Source organism: Pseudomonas sp. 22515 (genome assembly GCF_052044625.1).
Lineage (GTDB): Bacteria > Pseudomonadota > Gammaproteobacteria > Pseudomonadales > Pseudomonadaceae > Aquipseudomonas > Aquipseudomonas alloputida.
The window spans coordinates 62,168-78,961 of sequence record NZ_JBQENN010000028.1 but is presented as its reverse complement, the minus strand read 5'-3'; the positions used below and the strand labels follow the sequence as shown (position 1 = coordinate 78,961).

The following is a 16,794-nucleotide window of genomic DNA, read 5'->3' as shown; positions in this document are numbered from 1 at the left end:
ATATATTTCATAAAACGCTTATCAATTTTCTGCTTCAATCGATCAACCCAAAAAATCTACTACCAACGTTTGAGCAAGGTACTCGTATTCGAATGGGCCAACACCGGAGGTGGCATTTTCAAGCGCACCGAATACGGCGGCTCATCATTCAGCACCAGCTATGCCCTCGCTTTCGCCCCCCGCCGGGAAGACGGCAGCCTGCATCAAAAAGACTGCCTCTGGGTCGACAGCAACGAACCCACCGAACCCGGCGTCAAGCATGTCGCCGAAGTGTGGGAATACCTGCGCCACTTCATGGACCACGGCCCGGACAAACTCCCCCCGCCCGGTGAACCCAACTGGTGGCACAAGCCACTTCACGCCATCTGCCTGACCCCGGCAGAAGCCTGGCGCCACTATGCCCCCTGGCGAACCGGCGAGCCCGGTGAAATGCAGGGCAAAAAGAACTGGCAATTGCCGTTCTGGGCCGTGCTGTTTCCCTACAACCTGACCGTCGCCCTCTGTTGGTACTGTGTCTGCAAGCTTTTCAATGTCCGTGCAGCGCCACCACCGGCGGAGGCTTTCGAAGGGGGGCCTGCTAAGCCCGAATAGTCACCACCTGAAGTGGATAGGAAGAGAACGCTAAGCGCCTGGATGGCAACGCGGCAAGACAGAATGAGGATGGCGCCCAGATCAAAGGGCTGTAGGACGGCGCCTGACTTATCGCAGGCAAGCCAGCGTCCACAGGTTCGGCACAAATCTCAAGAGCGGTGCAATACCTGTGGCGCTGGCTTGCCGGCGTCCACAGGTTCGGCACAAATCTCAAGAGCGGTGCAATACCTGTGGCGCTGGCTTGCCGGCGATGATTGGGCGCAGCGCCTGTCAGGCGAACTTGGCCCGGGCCGCGTGCAGCTTCTTGTAGCTGTCGATCAGGCGCAGGTGGCGATCAAGGCCTTCGAGCTTCATGCTGGTCGGGGTCAGGCCATGGAAGCGCACACTGCCGTCCACCGAGCCCAATACCGCATCCATGCGCGCATTGCCGAACATACGGCGGAAGTTGGCTTCGTAGTCATCCATCTCCAGTTCGTCATCCAACTGCACTTCCAGCACCACGTTCAGCGCCTGGTAGAACAGGCCGCGGTCTACGGTGTTGTCGTTGAACTGCAAGAATGCCTCGACCAGTTCCTTGGCATCCTCGAAACGCTGCACCGCGAGGCAGATCAGCAGCTTCAGTTCGAGAATGGTCAGTTGGCCCCACACTGTGTTTTCGTCGAACTCCACACCGATCAGCGTGGTGATGGTGGTGTAGTCATCCACATCGCAGTTGTCCAGGCGCTTGAGCAGCAGCTTCAGCGAGCGGCTGTCGAGGCTGTGCAGGTTGAGGATGTCGGCACGGAACGACAAGGCGCGGTTGGTGTTGTCCCAGATCAGGTCCTCGACCGGGTAGATTTCCGAGTAGCCTGGCACCAGGATACGGCACGCGGTGGCACCAAGATTGTCGTACACCGCCATGTACACTTCCTTGCCCAGGTCCTCGAGGATGCCGAACAGCGTCGCGGCCTCCTGCTGGTTGGAGTCCTCGCCGTGCCCGGAGAAGTCCCACTCGACGAATTCGAAGTCGGCCTTGGCGCTGAAGAAGCGCCACGACACCACGCCGCTGGAGTCGATGAAATGCTCGACGAAGTTGTTCGGCTCGGTCAGTGCATGGCTTTCGAAGGTGGGTTGCGGCAGGTCGTTCAGGCCTTCGAAGCTGCGGCCCTGCAGCAGCTCGGTGAGGCTGCGCTCCAGCGCCACTTCCAGGCTCGGGTGGGCACCGAACGAGGCAAACACGCCACCCGTGCGCGGGTTCATCAAGGTCACGCACATGACCGGGAACTCGCCCCCCAGCGACGCATCCTTGACCAGCACCGGGAAGCCCTGCTCTTCCAGGCCCTGGATGCCGGCGACGATCGCCGGGTATTTGGCCAGCACCTCTTGCGGCACGTCCGGCAGGCACAACTCGCCCTCAAGGATTTCGCGCTTCACTGCCCGCTCGAAGATTTCCGACAGGCACTGCACCTGCGCCTCGGCCAAGGTGTTGCCCGCGCTCATGCCATTGCTGAGGAACAGGTTTTCGATCAGGTTGGACGGGAAGTACACCACCTGCTGGTCGGACTGGCGCACGAACGGCAGCGAACAGATGCCCCGCGCCGTGTTACCCGAGTTGGTGTCATACAGGTGCGAACCACGCAGCTCCCCGTCAGGGTTGTAGATCGCCAGGCAGTGCTCATCGAGGATCTCGGCCGGCAACGCGTCGCGCGGGCCCGGCTTGAACCACTGCTCGTTCGGGTAGTGCACGAACGGGGCGTTGGCCAGGTCTTCGCCCCAGAACTGGTCGTTGTAGAAGAAGTTGCAGTTGAGGCGCTCGATGAACTCGCCCAGCGCCGAGGCCAGCGCAGCCTCCTTGGTGGCGCCTTTACCGTTGGTAAAGCACATCGGCGACTGCGCATCGCGTACATGCAGCGACCAGACGTTGGGGACAATGTTGCGCCACGAGGCGATCTCGATCTTCATCCCCAGCCCGGCGAGGATGCCCGACATGTTGGCAATGGTCTGCTCCAGCGGCAGGTCCTTGCCGGGGATATAGGTGCTGGTGTCCGACACCGGCATCAGCAACCCCTGGGCATCGGCATCGAGGTTGTCGACCACTTCGATCACGAACTCAGGGCCGGTCTGCACCACCTTTTTTACCGTGCAGCGGTCGATGGAGCGCAGGATGCCTTGACGGTCCTTGTCGGAGATGTCTTCGGGCAGTTCGACCTGGATCTTGAAGATCTGGTTGTAGCGGTTTTCCGGGTCGACGATGTTGTTCTGCGACAGGCGGATATTTTCGGTGGGGATATCGCGGGTCTGGCAGTACAGCTTGACGAAGTAAGCCGCGCACAAGGCCGAAGACGCCAGGAAATAGTCGAACGGGCCGGGGGCCGAACCATCGCCTTTGTAGCGGATAGGTTGATCGGCGATCACCGTGAAGTCATCGAATTTGGCTTCGAGACGGAGATTGTCGAGAAAATTGACCTTGATTTCCATGCGGGATTACCGTGATTTAAGCGTGCAAAACGAAATTGGCCGGCATTATCCGGGTTTTCGTTGCGCAAGTCCTGTTCAACGCCGACTGCAGGCTTGATTTTTCGAAGCTGGCTTGCGTATTCCGCCGGATTACTTGCCTGATCCTCTGAAGCCACCCCCGCCACCAGACCAGCGGTCATCCTCCTGTGCTAGCGTTTCTGCACCGGGGGACAACGTATTCCCCATGCAGATAAAACACAGCGACAACAACCGTGACGGGCAGGTGAAACCATGGAACTACGCATCAACCAGAAGACCTATCAGGTCGAGGCGGACGCCGACACGCCCCTGCTGTGGGTAATCCGCGATGACCTGGGGCTGACCGGCACCAAGTATGGCTGCGGCTTGGCCCAATGCGGCGCCTGTTCGGTGCTGGTGGACGGCAATGTGGTGCGCGCCTGCGTTACCCCGGTGGCGGGTGTGGTGGGGCGTGAGGTCACCACCATCGAGGCGATCGAAGCCGACCCCGTCGGCAAACGGGTGGTCGCCGCCTGGATCGAGCACCAGGTGGCTCAATGCGGCTATTGCCAGTCTGGCCAGGTCATGGCAGCCACGGCGCTGCTCAAGCACACGCCCAAACCCAGCGATGCGCAGATCGATGCAGCCATGGTCAACCTGTGCCGCTGCGGCACCTACAACGCCATCCATGCCGCCGTGCATGACCTGGCCCAGGGGGAACAGGCCTGATGAACACGCCAGTCGATACACCCGCCGAACTGCTCAGGCTGCAGCGGGGCGAAACGGTCAACCTGTCACGTCGGCGCTTTCTTGCCGGCACCGCAGTCGGTGCCCTGGTGCTAGGTTTCGGCCTGCCCATGGGCTCGGCCCGCGTGCAGGCAGCAGCCGCCGCTGCGGCAACCGCGGAACGCGGCACCCAGGTGCCTGCATTTCTGGAGATTCGCCCGGACGGCACGGTGCGCCTGCTGAGCCCCTTCATGGAAGGCGGACAAGGCCCTTTCACCGCCATGGCGCAGATTGTGGGTGAAGAGCTGGATGTCGACCCGGCCCATTTCGTGGTCGATAGCGCACCACCGGGCGAAGCCTACGTGGTGATGGAGAACGGCATGCGCATCACCGGTGGCAGCATGTCGGTGCGCATGAGTTACCCCACCATGCGCCGTCTGGGCGCGCTCGCCCGGGGCATGCTGCTGCAGGCGGGCGCCGAACACCTGGGTGTACCGGTCGATGAGCTTTCTACCACACCGGGTAACGTAGTACATACCACGACCGGACGTTCCGTACCCTACGGTGAGCTGGCCGGTCGCGCCATGGACCTGCCGGTGCCCGACCCGGCCAGCGTCAAGCTGCGCGACCCCAGCCAGTTTCGCTGGATTGGAAAGCCCGTACGCCGCCTGGATGCCTACGACAAGTCCACCGGCAAGGCCCAGTACTGCATCGACATCAAAGTCGACGGCATGCTCCACGCTGCCGTGCAACATGCGCCGCGCCTGGGCATGACGGTTGGCAGCCTGCGCAACGAAGACCAGGTCAAGGCCATGAAAGGCGTACATTCTGTGCATCAGCTGCCAGGCGCCGTGGCCGTGGTCGCCGAGCGCTGGTGGCACGCCAAGCGTGCAGTGGAGGCGATGCAGGTGGACTGGAAAGAACCGGCCGCCGACAGCAAAGTGCGACCGATGCCGGCCGATTTTTCCAGCGACGCCTGGCGCGAACACCTCGCGACGGTGCAAGGGCCATCCCGTGATGAAGAGAACGAAGGGGATATTGCCGGCGCCTTGGCCAACGCCAAAACCCAGGTCGAGGCCAGCTACCACAACCAGTACCTGAACCATGCCCAGCTGGAGCCACCGTCCGCCCTCGCCCGCTTCAACCCGGACGGCAGCCTCGACGTCTGGCTGCCCAACCAGGCCCCGGACATGTTCCGTGACGACATTGCCAGACGCACCGGCCTGGAGCCTGCACAAATCAACCTGCACTCGCCGCTGCTGGGCGGCTTCTTTGGCCGCCACTTCCTGTACGACTCTGCCAACCCCTACCCGCAGGCCATTGCCCTGGCCAAAGCGGTTGGCCGGCCGGTGAAGCTTATCTGGAGCCGCGAGGAGGAGTTTTTGCGCGATGTACTGCGCCCCGTCGCAGTGGTGAAGTTCCGCGCCGGGCTGGACGCAGACGGTATGCCAGTGGCGCTCGAAGCGGTAAGCGCCACCGAGGGCCCAACCGAGGCCCTTGCTGGAAAACAAGGGGAGAAGATCGACCCGACCGCGCTTGAGGGGCTGTCAGGCAAGTCCTACGCCATCGCCAACAAGCGCGTTGCCCAGATCTATGTCAAAGGCCCGGCCATGCTCGGTTACTGGCGCTCGGTAGGTAACTCGCTGAACGACTTCTTCTACGAATCATTCCTGGACGAACTGGCTGACAAAGGTGGCAAGGACCCGTTTGAACTGCGCCTGCACCTGCTGCGCGACAACCCGAGACTGACCAACCTGCTGAACGCAGTGGCCGACTTGTCCGGCGGCTGGAAGCGCGGACCGTTCACCGCCGAGGACGGCAGCAAGCGCGCACGCGGCGTGGCCATGGCCTCACCGTTCGGCTCGGAGGCTGCGGTCATTGCCGAGGTTTCCATCGACAACGGCCAGGTCAGGGTGCACGACATCTGGCAAGCCATCGACCCAGGCAGCATCGTCAACCCGGCGATCATCGAGCATCAGGTCAACGGCGCCGTCGCTCTGGGCCTGTCGCAGACGCTGGTGGAAGAAGCGGTGTACGTGGATGGCAAGCCGCGCGCGCGCAATTATGACCTGTACCCGATTCTGCCGCCTTCGCGCATGGCCCGGGTGCATGTGCGCATCATCGAAAGCGGGGCGAAGATGGGCGGCATCGGCGAACCACCGCTGCCCGCCGTTGCCCCGGCGGTGGCCAATGCGGTCGCGCAGCTCACTGGCCAGCGCGTGCGCAGTTTGCCATTGAGCCGCCACACCTTCAGCTGATCGCACAAGGGACGCCTCATGACCCATCGTTTCGCAAGAACCGCTGGCTGGCTGGCGCTGCCGTGCCTGGTCGCGGCGGGCCTGCTGGCCTGGTATGTCACCCGTGAACCCGCATCGCCGTTTGCCGATGCACAGGCCACTGCTGCCGACCCGGCGCTGGTCAGCCGAGGCGAATACGTAGCCCGGCTCAGTGACTGCGTGGCCTGCCATAGCCTGCCGGATGGCAAACCGTTCGCCGGCGGGCTGGAAATGGCCACCCCGCTGGGGGCAATCCACGCCACCAACATCACCCCCGACCGCGACAGCGGTATCGGGAACTATACCCTGGCTGACTTCGACCGCGCCGTGCGCCAGGGTGTCGCGCCGGGTGGCCGACGCCTGTACCCGGCTATGCCGTACCCGTCCTACGCCAAGCTCAGCGATGATGATGTCAAGGCGCTGTATGCATTCTTCATGCACGGCGTGCAACCGGCGCGGCAGGCCAACCTGGGCAGCGACATCCCCTGGCCGCTGAACCTGCGCTGGCCCATCGCCTTGTGGAACGGCCTGTTCGCCGCCACCACGCCTTACACCGCCCAGGCCGGGCAGGATGCACAGTGGAACCGTGGCGCCTATATCGTCCAGGGCCCCGGACACTGCGGCAGTTGCCATACGCCACGCGGCCTGGCCTTCAATGAAAAGGCGCTGGATGACAACGGCAAGCCGTTCCTGTCCGGCGCACTGCTCGACGGCTGGTATGCACCCAGCCTGCGTGCCGACCACAACACCGGGCTGGGGCGCTGGAGCGAGGCCGAGATCGCGCAGTTCCTGAAGACCGGTCGCAACCGGCATGCAGTGGTATATGGTTCGATGACCGAGGCGTTCAACAACTCCACGCAATTCATGCGTGACGACGACCTGGCCGCCATCGCCCACTACCTGAAGTCGCTGCCCGGCGACCCTCAACGTGACGGCGCGCCATGGCAATACCAGGCCGAATCGCTAGCCACACGGCTGGACAGCCCAGGAGCGCGCACCTACGTGACACGCTGTGCGTCATGCCACGGCCTGGACGGCAAGGGCCAGGCCGAATGGATGCCGCCCTTGGCCGGGGCAATCTCGGCACTGGCCAAGGAGAGCGCCTCGGCAATCAATATCACACTCAATGGTTCGCAGCGGGTGGTGGCTGCAGGGGTGCCGGACGCCTATCGCATGCCGGCTTTGCGCGAACAGCTGAGTGATCAGGAGATTGCCGACGTGCTCAGCTTTGTGCGTACGGCCTGGGGCAACCAGGGTGGTGCGGTGGATGCGCAGGCGGTAGGCAAGCTGCGTGGGCATACCGACCCGGCCAGCAGCAGCCCCATCATCTTGCATATGCGTTGAATTGGAGTGGCACATGTACCGACGCGAGGCTGCCCCCAACAAAGACCGCGCAGCACATGAGCCACTCTGTCACTGCCACCGCTCCAGATTCTGTTTCAACCACTGTTCGGGCAAGGCCCCGCCAACGATCTTCGCCATCTCCCGCGCCAGCGCCTCACGCAGCGGTGGCCGGTTGCAAGGCGACTCACGTGAGATTGCCAGGTACAACCCTTCGCTGGACACCGGTGGCTGCAACACCTGCACAGTGGCTGCGATGCCCAATGTGCGTGCCAGCGCCATGCCAGGATACTGCTCGTACACCACGTAATCGCTGCGCTTGTGCATCAGCTTCTCGAACGCCTGCCTGGCAGTGGGCACCGCTTCGAGGGTGAGATTGGCCTGGGCGTATTCATCGAATTGTTGGCCGTGGCTGTTGTTGACCAGAGTGCCACCCTTGCGGCCTTTGAGGTCGGCCCATTGCTGGTAGGCAAAAGCATTGTCCTGGCGCACCCAGATGACGCTAGGGGTGCGCAAAAATGGCGGGGGGATGAAGTCCACATGCTGCCGGCGCGCCTCGGTCAGGAAATACCCGGCCATCAAGTCGATCCGCCCAGTGCGCACGGCTTCCTGGGCTCGCGACCACGGCCCGGCGTAAACCACCTCTATGTCCAGCCCCAACTGCTTGCCCACGTATTTGAGCAGGTCGGCATTGGCACCGATCAATCGTTGAGGGTCTAGCGGGTCGCGCCACAGGTAGGGGGGGTATTCCGGGTTACCTGTGGCGGTCAGCCGTAAGCATGCATCATCCGCCACCGCAGCCAGGGGCAGCAGTGACAGGCACACCAGGAGCAAGACGTGGCGAAAGCAACGCTCGATCATCTACGACCCTCGGCACATGAAACACCCGGCGACCCGGCGTGATAGCCAAAGGCTGCCACCCACTGTGGCCGCCTGCAGCTATCGTCTGCGCGCTGTGGACAGTCTGGACCATCAGCAACCCGCAGACGAGCCTTTCATCGTTCAGTTGAAAAATCTGCCGAAGGACAGACAGTAAGGGCCTGCACGGCAGGCGACAACGTGGTTTTTTTCAGGCACCCTGCCGTCGCATCGCCAGGATCGCCGCGCCGAAACCGATAAAGGTGGTGCCCACCACCCGGTTCACCCAGCGCGACAGCGACGGCCGGGTCAGCACCCCTTTGGCCCGCGCAGCCAAGGCGGCATACGCGCTCAGCGAAGTGAGCGACAAGGCCACGAAAATCCCGGTCAAGGTCAGGAACTGCGGCAACAGCGCAGCGCCCTGGTCGATGAACTGCGGGAACAGCGCAGTAAAGAACATGGTCGCCTTGGGGTTGGTGACTGCAGTGAGGAAGGCCGATTTGAACAGTTTCAGCGGCGTGGGTCGCACCTTGGCCGCACGCTCTGCGGCCCCCTGCTCCAGCATCGGGCTCTTCTTCAGCAGTTGTCGCACGCCCAGGTAGAACAGGTAGCCCGCCCCCAGGATCTTCACGGCGTTGAACAGTACTTCAGAACTGGCCAGCAGTGCGCCTAGCCCCAACATGGCCGCAGCCGACAAACAGAACAGGCCTGTGCCATTGCCCAGCGACGACCAGATCGCGCTGCGCTGGCCATGGGCAAGGCTGTTGTTGATAGCCATCAAGGTGGCAGGGCCGGGGCTGGCGATCGCGATGGCGGCGACCAAGGTGAACGCGAACAGCGAGTGAGAATCCATTTCAGGCTCGGCAGACAATCAGGAAAGGCTGCGTGAATTGCATGCAGGTTCAGCTGGCATTCTGCCGCTTGGCCGCCTTCTTGGCGATAGCCTTCATTCGCGTCGCCGCCCGCTGCACAGTGGCCATTTTCTCGGGCCGCTTCATGCCCCGCCACTTGCGGATTTCGTCACGGGTACGGCCGCAGCTCACGCACAGTTCGCTGTTGAGCTGGCATAACGAGACGCAGGGGTTGTCGATGTCTTTGGCCATGCCACTGCTCAGCCAGGCAGCTCTGCTCGCGCACGTTCGCCTGCGCTGTGGAACACCTGGCGCACTTCCTCGGCCTTGACCTTGGTTACCGACCTGGCTGCCAGCAACTCTTCGACTACGCGCAAGCCCTGCTCGAGGGCTGTGGCCAGTTGCTCGGCGTCGGAGGCGTCAGCGATATCACCCAGATAGGGAGCAATGAGATACACGTAACGGTCCTGCAGCTTGAGCGCTTCCAGCGCGTCGAGGGCTTTCTGGAACCGATCGGCAGCGGCAGGGCTCATGCTCAATTTATCGAAATGAATCAGGCTCACACGGTCAGTGGCCATTATGACGAATCTCCGTTTCCTGGTGCGGCCAGGCCCACAAGCAGCAGCGCTTCTACGATGCTCGTATGTGCGGGCCCGGGTTATGCCCATCAGGGTACCAGAAGCCGAGGCAGAAAGGGCCACTGCTCCCAGAACTAAAAGTATTTGCCAAGTCGCGTAATGGACGCCCCAGGACGTTATGGGGACATGAGCCGCCATTTGCTGCGCAGGATAATCCCGCCAGCAATCCACCCCGCCGAGGCTGTCATCGCGCTCGGCAGCCCACACAACAACAAGCCTGCGCGCTCAGGCAGACACAATGGGGCCTCATCATACATGGCAAAGGAACACATCCCCGAAACACTCGATCTTGGCGTCACAGACCCCTCGAAAACCGCAGAAGCCCGCCAGGACCGGCATTTCGAGGGCAAGCTTGACTGGATTGTCTTTGGTTTCACCAGCCTTCTGGCCATCGCCTTCGTGCTCTGGGGCTTCCTCAACCAGGTCAGCCTGGCCAGCAGCGCCTCCAGCGCGCAATCCTGGGTCATTCTCAATTTCGGCTGGTTCTTCGTGCTCACCTCCTCCCTGTTCGTGGTGTTCGTGCTGTGGCTGGCCGCCAGCCGTTACGGGCGAGTGCCGCTGGGCCGTGATGGCGAACAGCCAGAATTTCGCACGGTGTCCTGGGTAGCAATGATGTTCAGCGCCGGTATGGGCATCGGCCTGATGTTCTTCGGCGTGGCCGAGCCGCTGTCGCACTACATTTCGCCGCCGCCCGGCTCGGCCAGCGGGCAGACCAGCGAAGCGATGCAGGTGGCAATGGCCACCACCTTGTTCCACTGGACCCTGCACCCTTGGGCCATGTACGCCATCGTCGGCCTGGTAATCGCCTACGGCACCTTCCGCCGTGGCCGCTCGCAGCTGATTTCCGCCGCCTTCCGGCCACTGATCGGCAAGCACGCAAACGGCCCTCTCGGCCGCCTGATCGACATGATGGCAATCTTCGCCACGCTGTTCGGCTCGGCCGCCTCGCTGGGCCTTGGGGCGCTGCAGATTGCCGGCGGCCTGGAGTACAACGGCTGGATCGAAAGCCCCGGTAAACTGTTCTACATCTCGATCATCACCCTGCTGACCATTGCCTTCGTAACCTCGGCGGTGTCGGGCATCGGCAAGGGTATCCAGTGGTTGTCCAACACCAACATGGTGCTGGCACTGGTGCTGGCGGTGTTCGTGTTCATGGTCGGGCCGACGCTGCTGATGCTCAACCTGCTGCCGACCTCGCTCGGCATCTACATCAAGATGCTGCCGGAAATGATGGCCCGCACCAACGCCAGCGGCGGCGAGCAGATGAACAGCTGGCTGGCCGGCTGGACCGTGTTTTACTGGGCCTGGTGGATCTCCTGGACGCCTTTCGTGGGCATGTTCATCGCCCGCATCAGCCGCGGTCGCACCATTCGCCAGTTCGTTACCGGGGTGCTGTTGGTGCCAAGCCTGGTCAGCCTGGTGTGGTTCACCATCTTCGGTGGCGCCGCCATCGAGGCCGTGCGCGAGGGCGCCTTCCAGCTGGCCAACGGTGCGGTCAACAGTAACCACGCGCTGTACCAGTTGCTGGACAGCTACCCGCTGGCGTCGGCAACCTCGGTGCTGGTGATGATCCTGGTGGGCATCTTTTTCGTTTCGGGTGCCGATGCCGCCTCGCTGGTGATGGGCACGCTGTCGGAACACGGCACCACCGCGCCATCGCGACGCACAGTGATTTTCTGGGGGACGCTGACCGGTACGGTGGCGGCGATCATGCTGGCGATCGGCGACCCAGGTAACCCTGGCGAGGCACTGACCGGGCTGCAGAACCTGACCATCGTCGTGGCCTTGCCATTCGTGGTGGTGATGGTGCTGCTATGCCTGGCGCTGTACCGCGACCTGCGCAAGGACCCGATGATGCTGCGCCACCTGCGCGGCAACGAGCTGATCGAGAAGGCCGTACTGTATGGGGCGGTGAAGCATGGGGAGGAGTTCTACATTGTGGTGCAGGAGAAGAAGGCATCGGCCAAGACAGCGGCAGAGGCCGAAGTAACCAGCAACTGACGGCGTCAACCCGAAAACCACGGGCTGCCACGCAGCCCGTTCGCGATTCGAGGCCGCGCCTGCTGAAACACAGACCCGCTTCAACCTTTCAACGCCGCCGCTATCTTCGCCACATCGATCTTGCCCATCTGCATCATGGCCTCGAACGCACGCTTGGCCGCCGCACGGTCGGGGTGGCCGATGGCTTCGATGAGGATGCGTGGAGTGATCTGCCACGAAATCCCCCATTTGTCCTTGCACCAGCCGCAAACACTGGCCTCGCCGTCGTTGCCGACAATGGCCTCCCACAAGCGGTCGGTCTCTGCCTGGTCCACGGTACTGACCTGGAACGAAAATGCCTCACAGTGCTTGAAGGCCGATCCACCATTGAGCCCCACGCACGGGATACCCATTACCGTGAATTCCACGGTGATCACATCGCCCTGCTTGCCTGAAGGGTAATCGGCGGGTGCCTGGTGCACAGCGACCACCCGGCTATCGGGGAAAGTTCGGGCATAGAAGTTCGCCGCCTCTTCGGCAGCGTGGTCATACCACAGGCAGACGGTGTTCTTGGCAGTCATGGTCTTGCTCCAAGATCGAAGGTGAGCCTTGAGTCTAGCCCCATAGCCCCGGCGTACCGGTAGCACCTGACCACCTGATGCAAATGCAGGTTTGATAGGCGATCAAGCCGATAAAAAAAGCGCCCCAAGCGGAGCGCCAGAAAATCCACCCAAACCAAAGGAGCAACAAGGTTGCCAAGGTGGAATCACAGAATCGACAACGGGTACTCCACGATCAGCCGCACTTCGTCCAGGTCCGACTCGAACGCCGTGGCCCGGGTGGTGGCCTGGCGAACCCGCAACGACAGGTCCTTGGCCGCGCCCGTCTGCACCACATACTTCACCTCGATGTCACGCTCCCAGCGTTTCTGGTCGGTCAGCGGGTTGCCCGCAACGTCACGGCGCATGTAGGTGGCGTTGGCATTGGAGTAGTCAGCATCGGTACCCTTGCCGTAGCGTGTCATGAACGACAACCCGGGTACGCCGTAGGCAGCCATGTTCAGGTCATAACGCAGCATCCACGAACGCTCCTTGGGCGCGTTGAAGTCGCTGTACTGGATGGAGTTGTCGAGGAAGATCGAGTCGGACTGGCGCAGGTAGTCGAAGTCGTCGTCGCCGTTGTTGCGCTGGTGCGTCAGGGCCAGGGTGTGAGCACCAAAGCGCACACCCAGCTTGGCGCTCCAGATGTCGTTGTCAAAGGCGCCCAGGCGCTGCTGCCCTTCATCCACAGCCTTGTAATAGTTGAAACCGCCAATCAGCGCCAGCGCCTCGCTCAGTGGCCAACTCAGGCTGGTGCCGGCGTAGTACTGGTTCCACGCGTCCTTGAGCCGGCTACTGAACAGGCTGACGCTGACATGCTCATTGAGCCTGTAATCCCCCCCACCATAGGCGATCCAGGGCGAATCGACCGGGCCGCCATAGAAGGTCACGAAGTTCTCCCGCAGGTCGCTGGACATCGGCTGGCTCATGGCATGCAGACGCCCGGCTTGCAGGGTAAGGTCCTTGATGCTGGTGTTCTCCAGGGTCACCCAACGGAAGCTTTCCGGCAGCAGCCGCGAGTCGCCAGCCGCCACCACCGGGTTGGCTGGGAACACATCACCCACCTTCAGTACCGTGTCGAACAGTCGTAGCTTGGCCGCGCCCCCCACCTTGGTGTATTCGTCACGCGCCTGGCCGTCGCGGTCAACCGGCAATACGTCGAAAGAACTGCGCCCGCCGTTGCGGCCGCCGCCCGTGTCGAGCTTGAGGCCAAGCATGGCAAACGCATCCAGGCCAACACCTACGGTGCCCTGGGTGAAGCCCGACTCGAATCGGGTAATCACGGCGTGCCCCCAGGCCTCGGAGTAGCCGTTGTCAGGTTGTTTGCTCGGGTTGTGTGTGGGGGCCACAGAATCGCGATTATCGCGGTTGAAGTAGAAGTTGCGGTTAAGCACGCTGAGGGTGCTGCCCTCCATGAAGCCGTCCGCACTTTTTTCTGCAGCAACAACCTGGCTGCCAACGCCGGCCAGCGCCAGGCAAGCAGCCAGTGTCAGGGGTGATCTGCACGTCATCCGATGCTCCTTGAACGTCGCATTTGTTGTTATGTCGGCGGGCCAAGATTGACGGCCGGCAGATAACGCCAAGGTGATCGGCGCATTACAATTGCGTCATCGGCAACGCAGCGCTCTGGGGCGGGCACAGCAACATTCTGCAGACATTTCCGACACTAGGCAGTGAACCTGCTGACAAAAAAACGGTCTTTCGCTGACGGTCAACTCACCGACCGGTTCATCGGCCCAGTCACCGGGCCTACTTTTTGTCCTGTTTCAGCGAAGACCCAACATGCCCGATTCCCGCCCAAATGCTTCCGCCCTCCCTGCCCTGCGCATCGGCCTGATTGCCGCCCTGGTGGGCCTTGCCGCCCCCGTGCACGCCGAAGAGCCTGCCAGCGACGCACGCTGGGTCAGTGACAGCCTGAGCACCTACGTGCGCAGCGGCCCGACCGACGGGCACCGCATTGTCGGCACGCTCAAGTCCGGGCAGAAGCTGACCCTGCTCGGCAGCCAGGGCAATTACAGCCAGGTGCGCGGGCAGAACGGCGATGTGGTGTGGATCCTCAGCAACGACCTGCAGGCAGTGCCCGGGCAGAACGAGCGCCTGCCGTTGCTCGATGCCCAGGTCACCGAACTGACCGGGCAGTTGAAGACCATCGACGACAGCTGGAAGAACCGCGTACAGGGCATGCAGGAAACGCTTGATTCGCGCAAGCAACTGATTGACGAGTTGGAGGCACGCAACAAGGCACTGAACGAGCAGCTCGATCAGAGCCAGTCGGACCTGCGCGATACCCAGGCACGCCTGGGGGATGAGAACAAGCAGGTGATGATGCGCTACATGGTGTATGGCGGCAGCATTGCCGGTGCAGGCTTGCTGGCGGGGCTGATCCTGCCGGCACTGACCCGTGGGCGCAAAAAGAACGATCGCTGGTTCTGAGTTTGGCAAGGCGTCGGGGCTGGAACGTGCGTACCTGCTACAGGTCTTGCCGCAGCGCAATCGCCCCTACAGCAACCGTTCCAGCGCCTCCAGCACATACCCCGTGGCTCGCTCCACCTGCCCTTCCCGACAAGCAATACCCAACTGCCGCCACAACCCCGGCCGCAGCGGTCGGCGGGCAATGCGCCGGTCCAGTTCGGTCGCCTCCCCCTCCTGCGGCAACAAGGTCGCTCCATACCCGGCGCCGACCAGGCTTTTGATCGCATCGTTGTAGTTCAGCTCGATCCGCGGTTCGGGGTACAACCCCGCCGCTGCAAACCACTCGCCGGTAACCCGCGACAGCTGGGTGGTGCTGTCGTTGAGAATCAACGCCCGTTGCGCCAGCCAGGCCGGGGTGATCCTGACCGGTGGCTGCCAGTCGGCCGGCACATACGCCAGGATCGGGTCGCGCCGCCAGGGGGTAACCGTCAGCCCTTTGCCGGCCACCTGCGGCAAGGCCACAAGGCCGATATCCAGTGTGCCCTCACGCAAGCGCGCGAGCGACGCCTGGGAGGTCAGCACCTGAACCTGCACATCGATCCCCGGGTGCTCCACACGCAGGCGCGCCAGCGCCTGCGGCAGCAAATGGGCGATGGCACCGGTGGAGGCGCCCAGCCGCACACGCCCGGTCAACCCTTCGACCTGCCGGCGTACTTCGTCCAGCGCCAAGTCAGCGTCCGCCAGCAGGCGTCGGGCACGCCCCAGCAGTGTTTCACCGATGACGGTAGGCCGCACCTGGCCGCGGGTGCGGGTGAGCAACGGGGCGCCGATACGCGCCTCCAACTCGGCCACGTGCAAGCTGATGGTGGGCGGCGCCAGGTTAAGCTGGCGGGCGGCCTCGGCAAAGGAGCCCAGGTCGGTGATGACCACCAATGTGCGGAGGCGGTCGAGGCTGATTTCGCGCATTGTTCAGAGCCGGCCCTTTTGCGGGTAAACCCACAGGTTCACCACGCGTTTCAAAACTCATTCAGAAAACCTGAATGTATCGATCATCATATTCAAATTTTCATTACCAACGCTACGGGCGAGCATAGGCTATCTTTCCCCAACCGGACCCCGAGCATGCACACCCCTGTTGTTTTCATCGACGGCGACCAAGGCACCACAGGCCTGCAGATCCATGCCCGCCTGCAGGGCCGTAGCGATCTTCGCCTGCTGACCCTCCCCGAGGCCGAGCGCAAGGACCCGCAACGCCGCCGCGAAGCGATCAACAGCGCCGACATCGCCCTGCTGTGCCTGCCCGACGACGCCGCCCGCGAGGCCGTGGCCGCAATCCACAACCCACAGGTGCGGGTGATCGACGCCAGCTCGGCGCACCGCACCACACCAGGCTGGGTGTATGGCCTGCCGGAGCTTGACGAACAGCAAGCCGAGCGCATCGCGCAAAGTACGCGTGTCAGCAATCCCGGCTGCTATCCCACCGGCGCCATCGCGCTGCTGCACCCACTGGTCAAGGCTGGCTTGCTGCCTGCGGACTACCCCCTGAACATCCACGCCGTGTCTGGCTACTCCGGCGGTGGTCGCGCGGCGGTCGAGCGGCACGAACAGCCCGGCGCCGCCAAAGCGCCGGCGCTACAGCTGTATGGCCTGGAGCTGGCGCACAAGCACGTACCGGAGATCCAGCAGCACGCGGGGTTGTCGGCGCGGCCGATGTTCATGCCCGGCTATGGCGCCTACCGCCAAGGCATCGTGCTGAGCATTCCGCTGCAGCTTCGCCTGCTGCCTGGACAGGTCAGCGCCGAGCAGCTGCAAGGCTGCCTGGAACGGCATTACCAGGGTGCCCGCCATGTTCAGGTGATGCCTCTGCATCAGGGCGGCGCTGCGGCAAACCTCGACCCCGAGGCATTGAACGGCAGCAATGACCTGCGCCTGGCGCTGTACGCCAACCCCGAGCATGGCCAGGTACTGCTCACCGCAGTGTTCGACAACCTGGGCAAAGGTGCCTCTGGTGCTGCCGTGCAAAACCTCGACCTGATGCTCGGTGCCTTACAGGCACACGGCTGATACG

15 protein-coding genes are annotated in these 16,794 nt (G+C 62.8%); 7 read left to right on the top strand and 8 right to left on the bottom strand.

Going from position 1 to position 16,794, the window contains the following annotated elements; translation table 11 throughout:
• Positions 1 to 591 (top strand): DUF6708 domain-containing protein (locus tag ACTJJN_RS22595; protein WP_440781625.1); only part of this gene is annotated, 591 nt, incomplete at its 5' end.
• 270 nt (positions 592 to 861) lie between these two features.
• Here the strand turns inward: ACTJJN_RS22595 and ACTJJN_RS22590 are convergent.
• Complete coding sequence (locus tag ACTJJN_RS22590) at positions 862 to 3,048, bottom strand: OsmC domain/YcaO domain-containing protein (protein ID WP_012052024.1); 2,187 nt, start codon at positions 3,046 to 3,048, stop codon at positions 862 to 864.
• 270 nt (positions 3,049 to 3,318) lie between these two features.
• Between ACTJJN_RS22590 and ACTJJN_RS22585 the strand changes: the two genes are divergently transcribed.
• From ACTJJN_RS22585 to ACTJJN_RS22575, 3 genes are read left to right on the top strand one after another with little or no spacing between them, the layout of a single operon-like run.
• On the top strand, positions 3,319 to 3,774 hold the full coding sequence (locus ACTJJN_RS22585) for a (2Fe-2S)-binding protein (RefSeq protein WP_012052023.1): 456 nt from the start codon (positions 3,319 to 3,321) through the stop codon (positions 3,772 to 3,774).
• A complete protein-coding gene (locus ACTJJN_RS22580; protein WP_012052022.1) occupies positions 3,774 to 6,029 on the top strand; it encodes a xanthine dehydrogenase family protein molybdopterin-binding subunit in 2,256 nt (751 codons plus the stop codon). The genes ACTJJN_RS22585 and ACTJJN_RS22580 overlap by 1 nt, the downstream gene beginning before the upstream one ends.
• A gap of 18 nt (positions 6,030 to 6,047) precedes the next feature.
• Entirely contained in the window at positions 6,048 to 7,391 is a 1,344-nt protein-coding gene (locus tag ACTJJN_RS22575) for a c-type cytochrome (protein ID WP_221100577.1), read from the top strand.
• Positions 7,392 to 7,460: 69 nt separating this feature from the next.
• Here ACTJJN_RS22575 and ACTJJN_RS22570 read toward each other — a convergent pair whose 3' ends face one another.
• From ACTJJN_RS22570 to ACTJJN_RS22555, 4 genes are all read right to left on the bottom strand, one after another.
• Complete coding sequence (locus ACTJJN_RS22570) at positions 7,461 to 8,249, bottom strand: substrate-binding periplasmic protein (RefSeq protein ID WP_088512314.1); 789 nt, start codon at positions 8,247 to 8,249, stop codon at positions 7,461 to 7,463.
• 208 nt (positions 8,250 to 8,457) lie between these two features.
• Complete coding sequence (locus ACTJJN_RS22565; RefSeq protein ID WP_221100575.1) at positions 8,458 to 9,099, bottom strand: LysE family translocator; 642 nt, start codon at positions 9,097 to 9,099, stop codon at positions 8,458 to 8,460.
• Positions 9,100 to 9,148: 49 nt separating this feature from the next.
• Positions 9,149 to 9,349, bottom strand: a complete 201-nt coding sequence (locus tag ACTJJN_RS22560) for a DUF1289 domain-containing protein (protein ID WP_003256032.1) — start codon at positions 9,347 to 9,349, stop codon at positions 9,149 to 9,151.
• Positions 9,350 to 9,357: 8 nt separating this feature from the next.
• Positions 9,358 to 9,675, bottom strand: coding sequence for a hypothetical protein (locus tag ACTJJN_RS22555; protein WP_003256033.1), 318 nt, complete (start codon positions 9,673 to 9,675; stop codon positions 9,358 to 9,360).
• 315 nt (positions 9,676 to 9,990) lie between these two features.
• Between ACTJJN_RS22555 and ACTJJN_RS22550 the strand changes: the two genes are divergently transcribed.
• The gene (locus ACTJJN_RS22550; RefSeq protein ID WP_003256034.1) at positions 9,991 to 11,736 is read left to right on the top strand and encodes a BCCT family transporter; all 1,746 of its coding nucleotides are present in this window, start codon (positions 9,991 to 9,993) and stop codon (positions 11,734 to 11,736) included.
• Between the two features lie 80 nt (positions 11,737 to 11,816).
• Here the strand turns inward: ACTJJN_RS22550 and ACTJJN_RS22545 are convergent, their stop codons facing one another.
• Positions 11,817 to 12,296, bottom strand: a complete 480-nt coding sequence (locus ACTJJN_RS22545; protein WP_003256035.1) for a VOC family protein — start codon at positions 12,294 to 12,296, stop codon at positions 11,817 to 11,819.
• A gap of 185 nt (positions 12,297 to 12,481) precedes the next feature.
• Positions 12,482 to 13,825, bottom strand: a complete 1,344-nt coding sequence (locus tag ACTJJN_RS22540; protein WP_440781624.1) for an OprD family porin — start codon at positions 13,823 to 13,825, stop codon at positions 12,482 to 12,484.
• 271 nt (positions 13,826 to 14,096) lie between these two features.
• Here ACTJJN_RS22540 and ACTJJN_RS22535 point away from each other — a divergent pair, with 271 nt between their 5' ends.
• Positions 14,097 to 14,747, top strand: coding sequence for a TIGR04211 family SH3 domain-containing protein (locus ACTJJN_RS22535; protein WP_010954473.1), 651 nt, complete (start codon positions 14,097 to 14,099; stop codon positions 14,745 to 14,747).
• A gap of 66 nt (positions 14,748 to 14,813) precedes the next feature.
• On the opposite strand, the gene ACTJJN_RS22530 is transcribed toward ACTJJN_RS22535, so the two are convergent.
• A complete protein-coding gene (locus tag ACTJJN_RS22530; protein WP_440781623.1) occupies positions 14,814 to 15,692 on the bottom strand; it encodes a LysR family transcriptional regulator in 879 nt (292 codons plus the stop codon).
• Positions 15,693 to 15,848: 156 nt separating this feature from the next.
• Between ACTJJN_RS22530 and argC the strand changes: the two genes are divergently transcribed.
• Positions 15,849 to 16,790: an N-acetyl-gamma-glutamyl-phosphate reductase gene (gene argC / locus ACTJJN_RS22525; RefSeq protein ID WP_070095795.1), complete on the top strand. Its 942-nt coding sequence runs from the start codon at positions 15,849 to 15,851 to the stop codon at positions 16,788 to 16,790.
• Positions 16,791 to 16,794 lie beyond the last annotated feature (4 nt).

Bases quoted from the DNA above. Each gene is read 5' to 3' on its own strand.
- ACTJJN_RS22545 (WP_003256035.1), bottom strand. From the start codon at position 12,296: ATGACTGCCAAGAACACCGTCTGCCTGTGGTATGACCACGCTGCCGAA.
- ACTJJN_RS22580 (WP_012052022.1), top strand. From the start codon at position 3,774: ATGAACACGCCAGTCGATACACCCGCCGAACTGCTCAGGCTGCAGCGG.
- ACTJJN_RS22555 (WP_003256033.1), bottom strand. From the start codon at position 9,675: ATGGCCACTGACCGTGTGAGCCTGATTCATTTCGATAAATTGAGCATG.
- ACTJJN_RS22585 (WP_012052023.1), top strand. From the start codon at position 3,319: ATGGAACTACGCATCAACCAGAAGACCTATCAGGTCGAGGCGGACGCC.
- ACTJJN_RS22560 (WP_003256032.1), bottom strand. From the start codon at position 9,349: ATGGCCAAAGACATCGACAACCCCTGCGTCTCGTTATGCCAGCTCAAC.
- argC (WP_070095795.1), top strand. From the start codon at position 15,849: ATGCACACCCCTGTTGTTTTCATCGACGGCGACCAAGGCACCACAGGC.
- ACTJJN_RS22530 (WP_440781623.1), bottom strand. From the start codon at position 15,692: ATGCGCGAAATCAGCCTCGACCGCCTCCGCACATTGGTGGTCATCACC.
- ACTJJN_RS22590 (WP_012052024.1), bottom strand. From the start codon at position 3,048: ATGGAAATCAAGGTCAATTTTCTCGACAATCTCCGTCTCGAAGCCAAA.
- ACTJJN_RS22565 (WP_221100575.1), bottom strand. From the start codon at position 9,099: ATGGATTCTCACTCGCTGTTCGCGTTCACCTTGGTCGCCGCCATCGCG.
- ACTJJN_RS22575 (WP_221100577.1), top strand. From the start codon at position 6,048: ATGACCCATCGTTTCGCAAGAACCGCTGGCTGGCTGGCGCTGCCGTGC.
- ACTJJN_RS22550 (WP_003256034.1), top strand. From the start codon at position 9,991: ATGGCAAAGGAACACATCCCCGAAACACTCGATCTTGGCGTCACAGAC.
- ACTJJN_RS22570 (WP_088512314.1), bottom strand. From the start codon at position 8,249: ATGATCGAGCGTTGCTTTCGCCACGTCTTGCTCCTGGTGTGCCTGTCA.
- ACTJJN_RS22535 (WP_010954473.1), top strand. From the start codon at position 14,097: ATGCCCGATTCCCGCCCAAATGCTTCCGCCCTCCCTGCCCTGCGCATC.
- ACTJJN_RS22540 (WP_440781624.1), bottom strand. From the start codon at position 13,825: ATGACGTGCAGATCACCCCTGACACTGGCTGCTTGCCTGGCGCTGGCC.